Raw genomic sequence first — 18,079 nt, 5'->3', positions numbered from 1 at the left:
ATCATGGCCTTCGAGAGCGTTAACTATCAGTGCCCTGCCTGCGGTGGTCCCCTGCATTTTGCCAGCGCCGAGCAAAAGCTCGTCTGCGACTACTGTGACTCACGCTTTGAAGTCGAAGAAGTCGAGGCCCTCTATCGCGAGCGTCAGGACAAGGCAGACGCCAAAGCCGACGCGGCGGCGGCAGCACCCAAACCCGTGGCCGACGCCGCGGTACAGGAGCTCGCCCAAAACGCCGGCTACATCTGCTCGTCGTGCGGCGCCGAGCTCGTGTCCGACGGCACCGTCGCCGTCACCACCTGCCCGTACTGCGGCAACTCCGCCGTGGCGCCCGGCCAGCTCTCTGGCGACTTCTCGCCCGACCTGGTGATTCCGTTTAAGCTCGGGCGCGATGACGTCACGGCCGCACTCAAGGAACACTACAAGGGCAAGATCTTGCTGCCCAAGAGCTTTGTCACCGGCAACCACATCGACGAGGTCCAAGGTGTCTACGTGCCGTTTTGGCTCTACGGCGCCCGCGTTGACGGCGAAGTGTATTTTGACGCGACCAACGAGACCGTGACCGATGAATCCGATCGCACCGTCACGACCACCGACCACTACGATGCCTATCGCAAGGGCAATATCTCGTTTAAGCGCGTGCCCGTCGACGGATCGTCCAAGATGCCCGACGGCCACATGGACGCCATCGAGCCGTTTGACTACGACGCGCTGCGTCCGTTCTCGGTCGCATATATGCCCGGCTACATCGCCAACCGTTACGATGAGGATTGCGAGACGTGCAAGGCGCGCGCCGAGCGCCGCATGGAGGAGAGCACGATCTCGGTCCTGCGCGAGACCGTCGTCGACGAATACGACGATGCCACGGTCGAAAGCAAGCAGCTCGACTACACCTGGGAAGACAGCGACTACGCCCTGTTCCCCGTCTGGATGCTCTCCACCTCGTGGAACGGCAAGAGCTACCTGTTTGCCATGAACGGCCAGACCGGCCGCTTGGTCGGCGAGCTCCCCTGCTCCAAGCCCAAGCTCGCTATTGCCTCGGTGCTGTTCTTTGTGATCGGATTTATCCTCTCCCAGGTTCTCTTTATGGGGGAATACGCCTTCGATCCAGATTACCTCACCTTCGATATCGAGGGCATTCTCATCAACATCATCGCGCCGCTGATCATCGTGATTATCGGAGACGTGCTACTGGTAGGCCAGCTCAAGACGGCCAACGAGGCCGCCCACGCCGACGAGTACTGCGGCGAGCTCGACCTGACCGAGAAGCACGACACCTTCAGCCACACCGAGACCACCGTTGTCATGAAAGACGACAAGGACGACTAAGCAATCCAACCAATACCACCCGGCCTTTGACGAGAAAGGAAGATCACCATGGGACTCTTGAAAGCTGGATTGGGAGCTGCCGGCGGCGTCATGGCCGACCAGTGGAAGGAATTTATCTATTGCGAATCGATGCCTGCTGACGTCTTGGCCTGCAAGGGCAGCAAGCGCACCGGCGGTCGCAGCTCCAACACGCGCGGCGAGGACAACGTTATCTCCAACGGCTCCGTCATCGCCGTTAACGACGGCCAGGGCATGCTCGTGGTGCAAAACGGCAAGATCATCGAGGTTGCGCTGGAGCCCGGCGAGTTCGTCTTTGACACTGGCAGCGAGCCGAGCGTCTTTAGTGGCAACCTGGGCGACTCCATCAAGGAGACGTTCGCCAATATCGGCAGCCGCTTTACCTTTGGCGGCGACGCGGGCAAGGACCAGCGTGTCTACTTCATCAACACCAAGGAGATCATCGGCAACAAGTACGGCACCGCCTCGCCCGTGCCCTTCCGCGTGGTCGACAACAACATTGGCCTGGACGTTGACATCTCCGTTCGCTGCAACGGCGAGTATTCGTACCGCATCACCAACCCGCTGCTGTTCTATACCAACGTGTGCGGCAACGTGACCGATAGCTACACGCGCGATAAGATCGACAGCCAGCTTAAGTCCGAGCTGCTCACCGCTCTGCAGCCCGCCTTTGCCAAGATCTCGGAGATGGGCATCCGCTACAGTGCCATCCCCGGCCACACCACCGAGCTCGCCCGCGCGCTCAACGAAGTCCTCTCGGCCGACTGGCGCGACCTGCGTGGTGTCGAGATCGTGAGCTTTGGCGTCAACTCCATCGCAGCCTCGCAAGAAGACGAGCAGATGATCAAGGACCTGCAGAAGGCCGCAGTCATGCGCGATCCCACCATGGCGGCAGCCAACATTGCCAGCGCCCAGAGCGACGCAATGCGCGCGGCAGCCGCCAATCCCAACGGCGCGATGGCAGGCTTTATGGGCATGGGCATGGCAGGTGGCATGGGCGGCATGAACGCCAGCCAGCTGTTCGCCGCCGGCCAGGCACAGCAGCAGGCCGCCCCGCAGCCGGCTCCGACACCCGCTCCCGCACCGGCTCCTGCCGCTGCTCCCGCGGTCGGCACATGGACCTGCAGCTGCGGCGCCACCAACACCGGCAAGTTCTGCTCCGAGTGTGGCAGTCCCGCACCCGCCCCGGCACCGGCCAAGTGGTTCTGCCCCAACTGCGGCAGCGAAAACGGCGGCAAGTTCTGCAGCAACTGCGGAACGCCCAGGCCCTAGCCCCTCTATCTGGTAATTGGCGGGGGATCCGCCACCCCCGCATTTGCTTCTATGGGTTTCGTTCGATAAAGGAGGACACCATGAAGACAACGTTCAAAAAGTCCGTACTCGCATTTCTGACATGCGTCCTTGCGCTCGCCTTTGCCCTGACGGGCTGCAGCAGCGGCGGCAAAGACCCCAAGGCCAACTTCGTCGGCAGCTGGGAACTCTCGGGTGGAACCCTGGAGGGCGAAGAACTGACCGATGAGTACATGAAGATGCTCGAGGATTGGGGTGTGCACTGCGTCCTGATTCTCGATGAGGACGGTACAGGTGCCCTCGACCTGTTCCTTGAAGTCGTCGACCTTAAATGGGAGGCAAAGGACGCCACCACCGTAACCATCACCGCCGAAGACGAGTCGCATGACATGAAGCTCAAGGACGGCAAGCTCATCCTCGAAGAGGATGACGGCAATCTTGTCTTTACCAAGTCCGACAAGGACCTGTCCGGCACGGTGAAGAAGGATCGCGAGGCGGCCGAGAAGGAAGAAGAGATCGACGAGGCCGTCGAAGACGACGACGTCCAGAAGATTGAAATCTCCCCCGCCGTCACCGTTGCCGATGACGACCTGTGCACCATCACCATCACCGAGAAGTTCAAGGACGAGTGGGGCGACATCGGTTTTGTCGTCAACATCACCAACAAGAGCGACAAGGACCTGACCTTCTACGCTCCTTCCGGCAAGACCAACGTCAACGGCACCATGAAGGAACCCTGGTTCTCGGCTCACCTGATGCCCGGCACCAACGCCACCGAGGAATTCACGTTCTCGAGCGGCGAGCTTGACAGCCTTGACGACCTGGTCAAACACGACCATCGGCATCGACGCCTACCTGACCGATTCCTACGAGGACGTCGCCTCCTACAGCGCAACCATCGCGTAGCGGTAGACCACGACAGCCGCGGATTGGCGGACACATCCGCGCACACCAGACGGGGCCGCAGGAGTTGATCCTGCGGCCCCGTCGCTTTTATGCCGATGCGTAACGAGCGTTAGCGCTCCATGTTGGGAACGATGCTGCCCTCGGTCACCGCGCGCACGGCCAGGCGCATGATGTTGTCGTAGCCGGTCTTGTTGAGAATCTCCGAGATGCGGCGTTTGATGGTGCCCTCGCTCATAAACAGCTCGGCCGCAATCTCGCGGCGGCTTTTACCCTCGCAGGCAAGGCGCAAGATCGACAGCTCGACATCGTCGAGGGCCGCCGTGCCGGAGAAGATGCTCTCGGGCGGCTTGGGAAACGTGCAGTAACCCGCCAGCGTGGAGCGCATCACGGCGAATAGCTCGTCGATACCGACGTTCTTGTACACAAAGCTGTCGACGCCCGCCTCGCGCGCCTGGTCCACAAAGGTGATCTCGGGCATACCCGTCATGATGATGACGCGACACTCGGGCAGTTGTTCTTTGATGCGCGCCGCCGCCACGATGCCGTTGGAATCGTGCTCGGTGCACACATCCATCAGTATCATGTCCGGACGCTCCTTGAGCACAACGTCCAAGGCATCCGAGGCGTCGGCGATCGCGGCGATAACGGTCATGTCGGGCTGGTCGCCCACGGAACGCGCCAGGCTCTCGCGCAAGATAGCCTGGTCTTCGACGATTAAAACGCGGATCATGAGCTTCTCCTTTGGACCGTGGCGTTGGAGGCGAGCGGGATGGACACCGCAAGCGTAAAGGGCGGGGCGGCGTGGACTTCCAGGCTGCCGCCCAGATTCTGTGCGACATGCCTCATACCAGGGATACCCGTTCCCTCGCGATACGATACGGGTGCCGGCGCGCCGTCGTTAGAAACGGTCATCCGCGCAACAGCACCGTCTTTCGACGTCTCCTGCCACAGGCGCACATGGACCTGATGGGCTTGTGCATGCTTGGTGGCATTGGTCGAGGCTTCGCGGATAATCTGCAAAAATGCGGCGGCGACACGCGCGTCGCTTGGCAGCTCTCCCTCCACATCGATCTGCACGCTCACCAGGCCAAAGGCATGGACGATATCGCCCAGTTGCTCTGCCGGTTCGGTGTCACCCCTGCTATGCAAGTCGGCGGCAATCGAGCGCAGCAGCGGATCGATCTGCTCGAGTGACTCGTCATCCAGGCGCCCCTCCTCAAGATAACGATGGAGGATGGACAGGCGCTGACCGATCACATCGTGCACACGGGCGCGCATACGCAGATAGGCCGCATTATCAGCAACTTTTTTGACTTCTTCGATCTGGGCTTGGAGCTCTTGGCCCGCAAGCTCAAGCAGGTGGTTGGCTTGCGCCAGGCGGTCATGGGCATGTGCGTACTCCGTCACGTCCAAGCCGATGATGCGCTCCAAGGGGCGACCCGAAACCATAACGTCGTCGCACACAAACAGGCGAATCTCGGAGGGAGAAACCTCGACCACCGCGCGTGTCTCACCAAAGCGATCCAGGTCAATTCGAACGCGGTCTTTGCTGCTCTCGGGCATCTGGGCGCTGAGCTTTCGAAGGCCGTTCCATGTGCCGCTCATATCGTGCAAGTCGGTGGGCATGTGAAGCTCAGCGAGGTTTTTGCGCATGCAGCGGTTCATGAGCAACGGATGGCCCTTTGAATCCAGATACAGGATGCCGACGGGAATCACGTTGATGGTTTCGATCGTCGAGAACGCGGTGATATCCTCCTGGCGGTTACGGACGTCCATCAAGAGCGCCGCGATGGAACGGAACAGGAAGAACGCTCCCTCTGCGATAAGGACAACGGCCCACGCCGAGCCCAGGGCAAAAACCACCGGCGGTGTCACGGCGGCAACAAGCAGCAGCTCGGCCAGCATGACGGGGCGACGATAGTGCACCATAAGCACTACGCCGTAGGCAAAGATCGCGGCATTGAGCCACAGCGCTCCGCCCATTGCCCCGGCGCAAACGTCAAGCGGCGCCACCAGATATGAGCCAGACGACGCGAACAAAATGACAGCCGAGATGACCAAGTGAAGCACAAGGCTCGTCTCGTAGGCGCAAATCACCTTACGGTTATAGGACGAGCGGCGCGATGCGATGAGCGGGACGTGGATCATCTGCAGACACGCAGCCAGGGCAAAGACAACATCGAGCGCAACGATTTGGGGAAGGATGAACGAAATCTGCATCGTCACTCACCCGCCCTCGGCATCAAGACGATCATGCGCAGCTGGCCGGGCTCGCCCTCAAGGCGGTATGCCACGTTGCGCCCTTGCAGAGCGCTTTCGAGCTCTTGCGCAGCGGGCGTCTGCGAAAGATCTTCATCATCGTTGGAAAAAAGCGTGGCGCGCAGCTCGACACTGCACCGGTCATGGTCGCCCAAGTGATACATAAGCGCCGGATGGTCGGTGGTGTAGGCAAAAAACGCAAAGTCATACACGCAGTCGTACAGGGCGCTTACCGTACTGGCGTGCATCGGGCGCCGTATGGCGATAATCGAGGCGCAATCGACATCGATGGTGCGTAGGTCACTTGCAAGCTCGTTGGCGATGAGCTGAATGCGGTCGCGGTCAAAACCGCTCTCCCCGTGCTGTGCCAACGTGAGCGACCCCTTGCGTTTGCAATAGGCGACGAGCATCTTGGCGCGCTGCAGCATGCGGTAACGCTCGTGCGAAGATGCCTCATCGGTCAACGGCGGCAGCGAGCTCAGCAGGTCGTACATCCCTTCGAGCGCACGGGCAAGCGCTTGGTCCACGTCTTGGACCAGTAAGGTCTCGGCCTCTTGGTCTGCCAAATGTGTCTTAAGGTCGTAGTCGGCGGCAAGCAGCTCATTTTGGCGTTGCAGCTCCATGCGACGATGCGCCAGTTCGCGATTGAGTTCGTTGAGCTCCGAGACGCCCTGGGCAAGGAGAGCCGATCCACCCAGCAGCGGAAAGGCGCGATACATTACATCGGGATCGGACGCCACGGCAAAGGCGTGAGCGTGCCCGTGCTCTTGGACCCGCAACTCCTCACGCACGCCTACCGGCATTGGCTTTGACACCGGCGTGACATAGACTTCCTGCAGGTCACGCGTTAGAACTTTGAGGTCAAGCGGCAAGGTGCCGAAAATACCGGCGATATCGTGGTACGACGGGATGACACCGCAATCGAGACAGATTTCCATCGCCACCACGCACAGGACGCAGTAGACAAGTGAAAAATTAAGCCTCCATGCCCAGGGCACACGCAGCGCATATGAAATGGCAAAGAACGCGCCGCCCAATAGGACAAGCGCGGCCGTGCCCGAGAAACGCTGAATACGAAAAGACGAGGACCGTCCTACCAAGATAAAAAAGGCAACGAAGTTAAAGGCTGTCCATACCAGAACGGTACCGTAGCCCCAACCATATGTGTAATCGTTGCTCCAGGTTCCACTCGATCGATCGAAATGGAAGACCTGCTGATGAACATCGTTAGTAAGCACAAAGCCGATAAGCAGGACAGCCATGACCCACAAAACGGTGCGGTACCGACGCCCCATACGATGCTGTTCCAAACCCGCGAGGCGCAGACCGCACAGCTGGTAGACCAGCGGAATGAGCGTCATGGGCACGTAGTACAGGTACCACAGCACGGTGGCATAGAACGGCGTGAACGACTTATATTTGAGGATGACCTCGATCATCCACAGGGCACAAATGGCGGCGATGGCAACAAGGCGGCGGCGCAAGACGTAGTCCAAGCAGCGTAGGTACGCCAACACACCCCAGATTGAAAATGCAATTGCGGCGACAAGCAGCGGGAGAGAGCTCGAGTGGACGAGCGCATCCACGACCTCTTCGGACACCTCGCTATAGGCGGGCACGGCGTTAGAAAGTTTGGGGTCGAAGGCGAACAGCGCCGGCAAGACTGCCAAAACCATGAGGAACAGCGCGGTGATGGCGCCGGCGATAGCAAAGACGCGGTGACGGTACACCCGATGTGTTATGCCAACAAGGAATCGCGGCATGGCGAAGAGCCTGCCGCCCCTGGGATCCGCCACGGGTGCGGATCGGGCGGCCGCGTGGCCGATATGTCGCTCGCAGGTACCCATAGTGCTTTTAGTGTACCGACAGGCGGGCCCAAAAAGCGGGCCACATGTCCCAAAATCCGCCGACGGCAAAGGGTGTCCCCAGCGACTAGTCGTTTAAGAACGTCCCCAATGACTAAGACAAAACGAGCGAGGATTTTTGGACGCCCAAATGGCGAGAGTGGATAATCTCCCACTTTGAGCCCACAAACAGGCTAAAAACGGGAGATTATCCACTCTCATTCTGCGGGCACTCATTTAAGTACGTCCCCAATGAGTGCTTTCACTTCTTTTAACAAAACGCCCGGCGGGCATTAACTGCTCGCCGGGCGTTTTGGTTAGGAAACTCTGAAGTTGAGTGTCTCGGCTTCCTTAGGACAGATCCTCACCATTCGTTTCAATGACATGCTTGTACCAGTCGAAGCTCTTCTTTTTGGAACGCTTGAGGGTGCCGTTGCCCGCATCATCGCGGTCGACATAGATAAAGCCGTAGCGCTTGGACATCTCGCCCGTGCCGGCAGACACCAGGTCGATTGGGCCCCAGGTGGTGTAGCCCAGCAGGTCAACGCCGTCCTCGGTCACCGCATCGCGCATCGCGGCGATATGCTGGCGCAGGTAGTCGATACGGTAGTCGTCGTTGATGGAGCCATCCTCCTCGACAACATCCTTGGCGCCCAGACCGTTCTCGACCACAAACAGCGGCTTCTGATAACGGTCGTACAGGTCATTAAGGGTGATGCGGAAGCCCAGCGGATCGATGGCCCAGCCCCACTGGCTCTCCTGCAGGTAGGGGTTCTTGGCGCCGGCGAAGGCGTTGCCCTGGGTGCGCTTGACATCGGGGTTGTCGGCACCGGCAGAGCAACGGGTGCTGTAGTAACTAAAGCTGATGAAGTCGACGGTGTTGGCAGCCAGGACCTCGCGGTCCTCGTCGGTCATGCCCACATCGATGCCCAGGCGCTCGAGTTTCTTGACGGCATAGGCCGGGTAGTAACCGCGGCTCTGGACGTCGACGAAGAAGTAATTGTCCTGGTTGTCAAGCTGAGCCTGGCGTACATCGCCCGGACGGCAGCTGTAGGGATAGTAGGTGCCCGCGGCGAGCATGCAGCCGATCTTGACCTCGGGGTCGATCTCGTGGGCGATCTTGGTTGCCCAAGCGCTGGCGACGAGCTCGTTGTGGGCGGCCAGGTACTCGACGGCCTCCTTGTTCTCGCCCTCCTCAAAGACCAGACCGGCACCCATAAACGGCAGGTGCAGGATCATATTGATCTCGTTGAAGGTAAGCCAGTACTTTACCAGGCCCTTGTAGCGGGTGAAGATCGTGGTCGCGAGGTTCTTGTAGAAGTCGATGAGCTTGCGGTTGCGCCAGCCGCCGTACTCCTTGATGAGGTGAATCGGGCAGTCGAAGTGCGTGATGGTCACGAGCGGCTCAATGCCGTGCGCCTGACACTCGCGGAACACGTCCTCGTAGAAGGCCAGGCCGGCCTCGTTGGGCTCAGTCTCGTCGCCGTTGGGGAAGATGCGGGTCCAGGCCAGGCTCATGCGGAAGGTCTTAAAGCCCATCTCGGCAAAGAGGGCGATGTCCTCCTTGTAGTGGTGATAGAAATCGATGCCGGTCTGCGCGGGGTAGTAATAGCCGTCCTCGAAGTCGAGCATCTTGCGCTGGCCGGAGACCACCGCATAGCGCTCAGGGCCGTGCGGCGCCACGTCCACGTTGGCCAGGCCGCGGCCATCCACGTCGTAAGCGCCCTCGCACTGGTTGGCAGCCGTTGCGCCGCCCCACAGGAAGTCATTACGGAAAGCCATGCATCAATCCTTTCGCACGCTGTTGTCATAGGCTCAGTATCCCTGCAAACAACGCGTCGCTCAACGGCAACGGCGCAGGCCGACACTTCTTTTCGCACACGGCGGCCCGGCAGCCGCCCCTGCCTGACACTTTCTGATACCGCCGCCCCAAACCACCACAAAGGGGACAGGCACCTTTGTGGTGGTTTGGGGCGGTTTGTCTCGATCTGTAACAGGTAGGCAGCCAAAACCGGGCTTGGTGTTACAGATCGAGATTTTCGGGCAGCCCCCCGCAGTTTGTCTAAATCTGTAACAGGTAGAGACGATTTAGCCCGCTAGATGTTACAAATCGAGACGGAAGATGCTAGTCACAGGCGATGTCGAGGTTCTTGCCGATGAGGCCTACGTAGCCGCCCTCGGCAGCCTTGGGGCTATCGGCGTGGCAGAGAACCCACTTGTCGGCCTTCCAGTAGCAGTAGCTGTCACCGGCGGCAGGCATGTCGGCTGCAGCCTCGGGGCGCGGGCCGTTGGTGCCCGCCGGCAGCGCCACCATCACCTGAAAGCCGCCGTCGTCGACCATGCAGGGCGTGTAGTGAAGCGTGGTGGCGTAAACCTCGACGAGCGTGCCGGCGGGCGCGCGAAAGGCCTTGACCTGAGCGGTGTCGAGCTTGCCGTCGACAATTTGCTCGCGCTTGGCCAGCAGCAGAATAAAGTCGCGCGCACCCAAATTAAACTCACTGGCACGGTGATACTCCAGACAGTTGAGGCGCGTGTTGTGGCCGTTGCACCAGCCCGGCTGGAACGGACGGCCGCCGTACATGAGCAGGCCGAGCGTGTCGACACCCTCAACCTGCTCGAGCTCGGGTGCGGAGGCCACGTACTTGGTGCCCTCGGGAATGGGAGTAGCCGCAAGCGCCTCGACAAGCGGGGCGGTCAGGTTGGACGGCACGTCGTCCCACACGCGACCATAGGATTTGAACTCGGGATCTGATACAGAGTAGATATGCATGTTCGCTCCTGTTCGTTTATGTGACAGTATGAACATTCTAGAACATCATTCATCCACGACCACGATCAATACCGAAAACATTGCATGACGAAATCACCCGCTCAAAAAGCGACATGCAGCTTCCTAGTCGAGATAATCTTTAAGAAACTCAATAACGCTCATACACCAGTAGTCGGTCTCCGGCGCATGGGGCTTCATCAATGCGTGCCCCCCTTCTGAATACATGACTCCCTCATGGTGTACTCCAGCTGCATCCAGAGCATCGACCATCTTTTCATAATTGTCGGGCGATACAATATCATCGTCAGCGCATTGCCAAAGATATGTCGGAGGATACTGCTCCCACACATGCTGATTAATACAGAAATCATCGAGCGAGTCGCGACCAGCCCCGCCGCACACCGAATCAAGAAATCTATTGTCTGATGCGTTCTCAAAGCCACGAAGATCAATCGGTGCATAACACAGGACCAAGGCTTTGGGTGCCTCGCATCCGTAGGACGCAAATCCCTTGTTGTCCGTCCCCCACTCGGCAGTTAAATGCGCACCAGCAGAAAAGCCGATAACTGCATAACTTTTTGCGACATTAAATTTCGCTGAATTCTCGAAGACAAAACGGACAGCTCGATTTAAATCGTCGATTGGACGCGGCATCAAAGGCTCGACCCTCACCCTGTATGACAGTACGAACACGTTATAGCCCGCATCGTTGAGCTCGGGGGCAACGGGAAAGCCTTCCATTTGATGACAAACGCTCTGATAACCTCCGCCCGAAACCGCAATGATAAAGGGAGCCCCGGGTCTCCCGGGAAAGAAGAACAGTTTCGTGTTGCGTCGAGTCGGATCACGGATGCAGTCGGCTTCATCCCATATATCGTAGGCAACTTGCCTCCCGTCATCCACGAGCTCGACAATCCGATTCAATCCACGCAAAACGCGAGTAGTTTCATATGGATTAGCATCAGAATTCATATGAGACACGATGGGTTTATTCCACATGCGCTCCCAAGTTGAAGGCCGGCAAAGCATAAGGTGCTCGCCAAAGCCAGCGAACTCAGGAAGGAGCGCGATTTCGCCAAACGTCATATCGGCTGTAATTGTCATAGCTAGTCACTCCAAAAATGAGGGTGGGCTCGCGTGAATCAACGGCAAGCCCACCACATGCAATCTGCCGCGGGGTTTTCGGCAGCTTACATCCCAAATAATTGTCTACTCCACTACTGCCTCTTCATCAGGGCGATACAGGATGTAAACGAGAACGAAGTTAAGAATTAAACCGACGACATTGCAAAGAATTGCGCCGATGAGGCTGCTCATATCACCAGAAGGATCCATATAACCGGGGAAGCTAAAAATGCCGCTCGACGTCATAACGAACGTACAGGTGTTGAAAATCGCCGGGATAACAGCACTGATTGCTCCGGCGACCATGGAAGCGATAATGATCTTCTTGTGCTCCAAGATGATGCCGTACAGCGCCGGTTCCGTAATCCCGAAAAAGCCCGTAATGGCACAGCTGAACCCAAGACTCTTTTCACTCGGGTCCTTCGAGCGGAGGGCAAACGCCAAACAAGCGCCGACAACACCCATGCTGCAGCAGAGAAGTCCAAGGATAGGATCGGAGCCGACGGTCATAATATTGTTGATGGAAAGCACGATCAGGGCCCAATGGAGTCCAAGGGGGATCATAACGAGACCGAATATCGGCCCGAGAATAACGCCGCAAAGGACGGGGCTGAACTGATAGACCGCCAGCACTGCAGTCGCAAGCAAAGAGCTCGCCTGCTGAATAACGGGGCCGATCACAAGGAGCGAGACGGGGGCGGCAACAGCAACCGTCAGGAACGGGACGAGCGCAAATGCCACAACATCGGGAAGAACCGCCCGCAGCCACTTATTAAGAACGGATGCGAACCAAGCCGCCACGATAGCAGGAAACACCGTGGAGGAATAGCTCACCATTGTGAACTTCATGCCGAGCAAATCCAGCGCATCGCCCGCTCCGGCCGCAGCAACGAAAGTCGGATAAATCAGGATTGCACCGAGTACCGCACCGATATATCGATCGGTTCCAAAGAACTGAGCAGCAGATGATCCGACAAGAACGGGCAGAAAATACATGCAGGCATTTCCCATGCCGTACAGCAGAGTGTATATTCCGCTCTCGGCGGAAACAGCACCCGCCGTCGTCAGAATACTAAGGACGGCGTTTATCATTCCGCATGCGATCAAGGCAGGAAGAACGGGCATCATGATGCCGCTGATGAGCTTCATTAGCTTTCCCAGAAAGCCCTTAGTCTCTCCTTCGCTTGCCTCGGAATCTCCGGCATCAATCCCGGTTTCCTTGGCAACGACTTCATAGACCTTATCGACCTTAGGTCCCACAATCACCTGATATTGCCCCGCGGAATGGCGAATGTCGATCACGCCATCAATCGCCTTGACTTTTGCATCGTCTACGATGCTTTCGTCCTTAAGGTTGAACCTTAAACGAGTCATGCAGTGAGCTACAAATGTAACGTTGTCTGCGCCGCCCACCATCTCGAGAATCTCGGCAGCGAGCTTGGTTGTATCTGCCATAAATACCATTTCTCCCATGTTGAGTTTTATATGTAACCATCAGCAAAGCGCGCGCCTTTGCCAACTAATTACCTTGTTTTCGATGCAATTCGATTGATGTGCATCATGAGGTAGAGTCTTTCTTCGTCTATAAGTTCCCGCCCCGTCAGTCGGCTGAGAACAGAAGCAATATCATCGGCGCACATTGATGCCACCGGATATTCTTTTTTGAGCGAGAGGTACATCTTGCGGTTGTCGCTCACGATGCTTTCGCCAGAGTTCAACCTATTGAATAAGTACTGAAGATGGGTTGCGAACCTTGCGTAATCGAAACCTTCCCGATCAACTTGAATGCCAAGCCGATTTTCAACAGCAACGGTTGACTCCTCCAGAACACGATCGTAGATATCCGCGCTAAACTCTTTAACTACTTCGCATGAGTCCGAATCGGCCATGTTATTGATAAACGCCATGGCAATTCCAACTGCCTCATGAGCTGGAAGCCTAACGTTAAGACGTTTCCTGATTATCTTAAGTGCATACTCGCCGATTCTAAATTCGACGGGATATTGTTGGCGGACATCAAACGATAAAGGCATGCGGACAACGATATTTTGCTCTTTGCGCTTAACCGCATACGCGATATGGTCCGCAAGGATAAACGGCAAATTAGGGCTCACCTCATAAGACAGCAAACCTGTCGACATATCAATAACATCCGAGGTAAGCTCGAGAAGCTCGTCGGGGACCTCGTCAACGAGAGCGATGTAGCGAGAGCTAACGTTATAAAACGTTCGTTGAATCTCCGAAAGAGGGACCTCGTCTCCGACATTCTTAAACCCCAGACCACGGCCGAATGCAACCAACTGTCTGCCATTTCCATCGACGCAGAGGACAGCGCTGGTATTAATTCGTTTAACAATTTCCATGTGTCCCCCCCTAAACAGAACAAGGCTCCCGAAGCAGAATCCGACAATCAATATCGACAGATGCTGCTTCAGGAGCCTTGCCTGAATATCACTCTGAGGACTAGTTTAAGCGAGCTAGTGCTAATGACCTCGAATAAACACTTCTAAACAGTTAAACGGTCGATATCTCCGTGTGAACGGTTTGGAGGCAGAGGGCGGCCCTATGCCTGCTGATAGTGCAGGTGCTTCTCGTCGATATCGGCCAGGTCGCGGTCGAGATAACGACGCGCAAGCCAGTTGGCCATGGGGAGGTTCTGGTCCAGGTAGTTACCGCACTCCTCGGGAGCGGCACCGGGAACATCGCCCTCAAAGCCCGCGACAAACTCGAACAGCTCGCGCACGAGCGGCAAGATTTCCTCGCTCGTCAGCTCACCAAAAACAACCAGGTAAAAGCCCGTGCGGCAGCCCATGGGACCAAAGTAGACAATGCGGCTCGACCACTCGGCATGATTGCGAAGGAACGTGGCACCCAGGTGCTCGATGGTGTGGCACTCGGCCGTGTTCATGACCGGCTCCTTATTGGGCGTGGTCAGGCGCAGGTCAAAGGTGGTGACGGCGGCGCCGGTCGCCGGATCGCGGTCGATGCGGCTCACATACACGCCGGGCTCGAGCAGCAGATGGTCAACGGAAAAACTCGCGATACGCTCCATGGCAGTTCCTCTCGGTAGTTAAATTGGGACGGGGCTCTTTTAGCTGGTTCGAATGGTCGCACCAATCATACCAGTCAAAAAAGCCCCGCCCCAAATGAGCTGCCTAGGACGGGGATCAATGAGTTTTTTATCCCCGTCCCAGAAAAATCCTTGGGCACCGCGCAGCCGCCTAGGCAGTGTATGCAATTGTGGCGTCGACAGCATGGCGCCAGCCGGCGATCTTTTTGGCTCGCTCGTCGGCAGGCATGGCAGGCTCCACGATGCCGCGGGCGCCGTAGACGTCAACGACATCGCGCGTGTACATGCCCAGCGCAATGCCGCAGGCCCAAGCCGCACCCAGGCCGCTCATCTCGTCGTTGCTCGCAATGCGGATGGGCGAGCCGACCAGGTCGCTCTCAAACTGCATCAGGTACGCGTCGCGCGTGGGACCGCCGTCAACACGAAGCTCGGCCAGTGCCGCGCCCGAATCCTCGACCATCGCATCGATCACGTCGAAGATCTGATAGGCGATCGACTCGTCGGCGGCCTTTACGAACTCCGCACGGCCCGTGGTGCGCGTCATGCCAAAGACGCAGCCCTCGGCATCGCTCGCCCAGTGCGGCGCGCCCAGGCCAGTGAACGCCGGCACAAAGTAGACGCGGCTCGCCGGATTGGCGGCGTAGCACAGGTCGGTGACTTCCTCGGGATTGTTGATGAGCTCCAGGTCGTCGCGCAGCCACGTCTTGACGGCGCCGGCGTAGCTCACGTTGCCCTCGAGCACATACTCGGTCACACCGTCCATACGCCACGCAAGCGAGCTCGAAAGCCCGTGCGAGCTGGCGACGAACTCGTCGCCGACGTTCATCATGACCGAGCTGCCGGTGCCATAGGTCGCCTTTGCCATGCCGCGGCTATGGCAGCCCTGGGCAAACAAGGCGGCATGGCTGTCGCCGAGCACGCCGTGAATGGGCACGGGCGCCGGCAAAAAGCCGCCCAGGTTCGTCATGCCGAACAGGCCATCGGAATCGGTCACCTGCGGCAGGCAAGCCGAATCGACGCCAAAGGCCTCGCACACCGGCTCGCTCCAGCAGCCACGGCGCAGGTCAAAGAGCTGCGTGCGGCTGGCATTGGACCAGTCGCAGCGAAACTCCGCGCCGCCCGTGAGCGTCCAGACCACCCAGGCATCGATGGTGCCCAGGCACAGCTCGCCCGCCGCAGCGGCCTCGGCAGCCGCGGGAACGTTCGCGAGGATCCAGGCCATCTTGCCCGCCGGGTAGTAGGGCGAGAGCACCAGACCCGTCGTGTCGCGCACCAGCTCGGCCACGCCTTCGCGCGCAGCAAGCTCGTCGCACAGCTCGCGGGCGCGGGCGCACTGCCACACCACGGCGTCGCACAGCGGCTCGCCCGTCGTGCGCTTCCAGGCAACGGTAGTCTCGCGCTGGCTGGAGATGCCGATGCCGGCGACGTCGGCCGGATCGACCCCGGTCTCCTCCACCACGGCGCGCGCCACGGCCAGCACGTTAGCGGCGATCTCGGCTGGATCATGGCTCACCCAGCCGGCCTCGTTGACAATCTGGCGATGCGGGCGATCGGCACGATGAATCAAATGGCCGCCCTCGTCCACCAGCAGCGCCTTGGTGCCCTGCGTGGATTGATCGATTCCGATGATGTAGCGGCCCATGGCCACCCCTTTCAAAACGAATGTGACAAAGGGGCGGTCCCTTTGTCACATTCCAGTTACTCTGCGGGCAAGAACTCGGCGACGGTCTGCGCGATTCCGGCACCCGTCAGGCCGTAGTGCGCAAAGACCTCGGGGCTCGTGCCGGTGATGACCGGCGCATCGGGCAGGGAGAGGCACTTGACCGGACACGGGCAATGCTCGCCCACGACCTGCGCGACCATGGAACCCAGGCCGCCGAAGGGGCTGTGCTCCTCGACGGTCACGACGGCGCGCGTGGCACCGGCGGCCTCGATCACAGCCTCAGCATCGAGCGGCTTGACGCAATACATGTCGAGTACCGTTGCCGAGATGCCCTGCTCGGCCAGCAGATCGGCGGCGTCCACGGCATGGCGGACCATCTCGCCGGTGGCGACAATCGTCACATCGGCGCCGCGACGCACCCAAGTGGCGCGATCCATCTGGAACGGGCACTCGTCCTCGGTGTACACGTCCTCCACCGGGTTGCGGCCCACGCGGATGTAGGCCGGCTTGTTGTCGGCGACCAGGGCACGCACGAGCTCGGCGGTCTGGAATCGATCGCTCGGCAGATACACGCGCATGTTGGGAATCGCGCTCATGGCGGCGATATCCTGCGCGGAGTGATGGCTCATGCCTAAGGCGCCGTAGGACACGCCGCCCGAGATGCCGATGAGCTTGACGTTGGTGTTGGAGTACGAAACGTCGACCTTGCACTGCTCATACGAGCGCGTGGTCACAAAGGACGCCGGCGAGGCGGCCCAGGCCTTCTTGCCGCACGAGGCCATGCCGGCGGCGATGCTCACCAGGTCCTGCTCGGCAATGCCGACCTCAACGGACTGCTGGGGATACTGGTCAAAGAACGGCGTGAGCGATGCAGAGCCGCGGGAGTCGGAGCACAGGACGACGATGTCTTTATCGGTTGCGGCGGCCTCGAGCAGCGTGTCGCAGATAGCCTTGCGGTTGGCGATCTTGTTAGCCATTGATGGCCTCCTTATGGGCAGCGAAATCGGCGATGATCTGGGCATATTCCTCATCGTTGGGCAGGTGATGATGCCAGGCGGCCTTGTCCTCCATAACCGGCGAGCCGTAGCCCTTCACTGTGTTGAGGATGATGACCGTGGGCTTACCCTTGGTCTCGGCGGCCAGCGTCAGCGCGGCGTCGATGGCCTGGACGTCGTTGCCCGGAATGGACAGCACGTTCCAACCGAAGGCGGCCCAGCGCTCCTCCTGCGAATCCTGCTTCATGACGTCCTCGGTGCTGCCGCTGATCTGCAGGCGGTTGCGGTCCACGAGCGCGCACAGGTTATCGAGCTGGTAGTTGCCGCCGCTCATGGCACCCTCCCAGACCGAGCCCTCGGCAAGCTCGCCGTCGCCCATGATGGTGTAGACGCGGTAGTCGCGGCCATCCATCTTGCCGGCAAGCGCCATCCCGACGGCCACGGGCAGGCCATGACCCAGCGAGCCCGAGTTCATCTCGATGCCCTTGAGCTTGTTGTTGGGGTGGCCGATGTAGGGGCTGCCGAACTTAGAGAAGCGGGCCTTGACGTCGTCGAGGTCCAGATAGCCCTCGTGGCAGAGCACCGCGTAGTAGGCCTCCATGGCGTGGCCCTTGGAGAGTACGAAGCGATCGCGGTTGGGATCGTCGACGGTCTCGGGAGAAATGTTGAGGTGGTTGGCATAGAGGGTCATCAGCGCATCGATGACCGACATGTCGCCGCCGATGTGCCCGCCAGCGCCAGCCATGATGATATCGACGCAATCGCGTCGAAGGTCCCAACGCAGGGACTCAAGCTCTTCGATAGTTGCCATTT

The 18,079-nt window shown here is 59.0% G+C and carries 15 protein-coding genes; 3 read left to right on the top strand and 12 right to left on the bottom strand.

Features of this window, described 5'->3' with window-relative positions; genetic code table 11:
* The first annotated feature begins 3 nt into the window (after positions 1 to 3).
* From DWW73_RS03125 to DWW73_RS03115, 3 genes are all read left to right on the top strand, one after another.
* Positions 4 to 1,326, top strand: a complete 1,323-nt coding sequence (locus DWW73_RS03125) for a hypothetical protein (protein WP_117778719.1) — start codon at positions 4 to 6, stop codon at positions 1,324 to 1,326.
* 48 nt (positions 1,327 to 1,374) lie between these two features.
* Positions 1,375 to 2,616 (top strand): SPFH domain-containing protein, encoded by a 1,242-nt coding sequence (locus tag DWW73_RS03120; protein ID WP_117778718.1) that lies wholly within the window; start codon positions 1,375 to 1,377, stop codon positions 2,614 to 2,616.
* Positions 2,617 to 2,696: 80 nt separating this feature from the next.
* Positions 2,697 to 3,608 (top strand): hypothetical protein, encoded by a 912-nt coding sequence (locus DWW73_RS03115; protein ID WP_117778717.1) that lies wholly within the window; start codon positions 2,697 to 2,699, stop codon positions 3,606 to 3,608.
* Between the two features lie 41 nt (positions 3,609 to 3,649).
* Here DWW73_RS03115 and DWW73_RS03110 read toward each other — a convergent pair whose 3' ends face one another.
* The 12 genes from DWW73_RS03110 to DWW73_RS03055 form a co-directional block, all read right to left on the bottom strand.
* Positions 3,650 to 4,270: a response regulator transcription factor gene (locus DWW73_RS03110; RefSeq protein WP_117778716.1), complete on the bottom strand. Its 621-nt coding sequence runs from the start codon at positions 4,268 to 4,270 to the stop codon at positions 3,650 to 3,652.
* Entirely contained in the window at positions 4,267 to 5,760 is a 1,494-nt protein-coding gene (locus DWW73_RS03105; protein WP_369833028.1) for a sensor histidine kinase, read from the bottom strand. Before DWW73_RS03105 ends, DWW73_RS03110 begins: the two co-directional genes overlap by 4 nt.
* Positions 5,761 to 5,762: 2 nt before the next feature.
* A complete protein-coding gene (locus DWW73_RS03100) occupies positions 5,763 to 7,562 on the bottom strand; it encodes a histidine kinase N-terminal 7TM domain-containing protein (RefSeq protein WP_158563775.1) in 1,800 nt (599 codons plus the stop codon).
* 432 nt (positions 7,563 to 7,994) lie between these two features.
* Positions 7,995 to 9,425, bottom strand: a complete 1,431-nt coding sequence (locus tag DWW73_RS03095) for a 6-phospho-beta-glucosidase (RefSeq protein WP_117778713.1) — start codon at positions 9,423 to 9,425, stop codon at positions 7,995 to 7,997.
* 343 nt (positions 9,426 to 9,768) lie between these two features.
* On the bottom strand, positions 9,769 to 10,413 hold the full coding sequence (locus DWW73_RS03090; RefSeq protein ID WP_117778712.1) for a DUF4867 family protein: 645 nt from the start codon (positions 10,411 to 10,413) through the stop codon (positions 9,769 to 9,771).
* 123 nt (positions 10,414 to 10,536) lie between these two features.
* Positions 10,537 to 11,517, bottom strand: a complete 981-nt coding sequence (locus DWW73_RS03085; RefSeq protein WP_117778711.1) for an alpha/beta hydrolase — start codon at positions 11,515 to 11,517, stop codon at positions 10,537 to 10,539.
* A 105-nt stretch (positions 11,518 to 11,622) separates the two neighbouring features.
* Entirely contained in the window at positions 11,623 to 12,993 is a 1,371-nt protein-coding gene (locus DWW73_RS03080; RefSeq protein WP_158550168.1) for a PTS transporter subunit EIIC, read from the bottom strand.
* Between the two features lie 68 nt (positions 12,994 to 13,061).
* Positions 13,062 to 13,901, bottom strand: a complete 840-nt coding sequence (locus DWW73_RS03075; protein WP_117646431.1) for a PRD domain-containing protein — start codon at positions 13,899 to 13,901, stop codon at positions 13,062 to 13,064.
* 200 nt (positions 13,902 to 14,101) lie between these two features.
* On the bottom strand, positions 14,102 to 14,590 hold the full coding sequence (locus DWW73_RS03070) for an S-ribosylhomocysteine lyase (protein ID WP_117583665.1): 489 nt from the start codon (positions 14,588 to 14,590) through the stop codon (positions 14,102 to 14,104).
* Positions 14,591 to 14,759: 169 nt separating this feature from the next.
* Positions 14,760 to 16,250 (bottom strand): glycerol kinase GlpK, encoded by a 1,491-nt coding sequence (locus DWW73_RS03065; RefSeq protein WP_117778710.1) that lies wholly within the window; start codon positions 16,248 to 16,250, stop codon positions 14,760 to 14,762.
* A 56-nt stretch (positions 16,251 to 16,306) separates the two neighbouring features.
* Positions 16,307 to 17,248 carry a transketolase family protein gene (locus DWW73_RS03060; protein WP_117778709.1) on the bottom strand — a complete coding sequence of 314 codons (942 nt, stop codon included), beginning with the start codon at positions 17,246 to 17,248 and terminating at the stop codon, positions 16,307 to 16,309.
* Positions 17,241 to 18,077 carry a transketolase gene (locus tag DWW73_RS03055; RefSeq protein ID WP_197736868.1) on the bottom strand — a complete coding sequence of 279 codons (837 nt, stop codon included), beginning with the start codon at positions 18,075 to 18,077 and terminating at the stop codon, positions 17,241 to 17,243. Before DWW73_RS03055 ends, DWW73_RS03060 begins: the two co-directional genes overlap by 8 nt.
* Positions 18,078 to 18,079 lie beyond the last annotated feature (2 nt).

This window comes from Collinsella sp. AF16-8 (genome assembly GCF_003462695.1).
Lineage (GTDB): Bacteria > Actinomycetota > Coriobacteriia > Coriobacteriales > Coriobacteriaceae > Collinsella.
The sequence above is the reverse complement of the archived record's forward strand: the minus strand, read 5'-3'. Positions and strand labels throughout refer to the sequence as shown.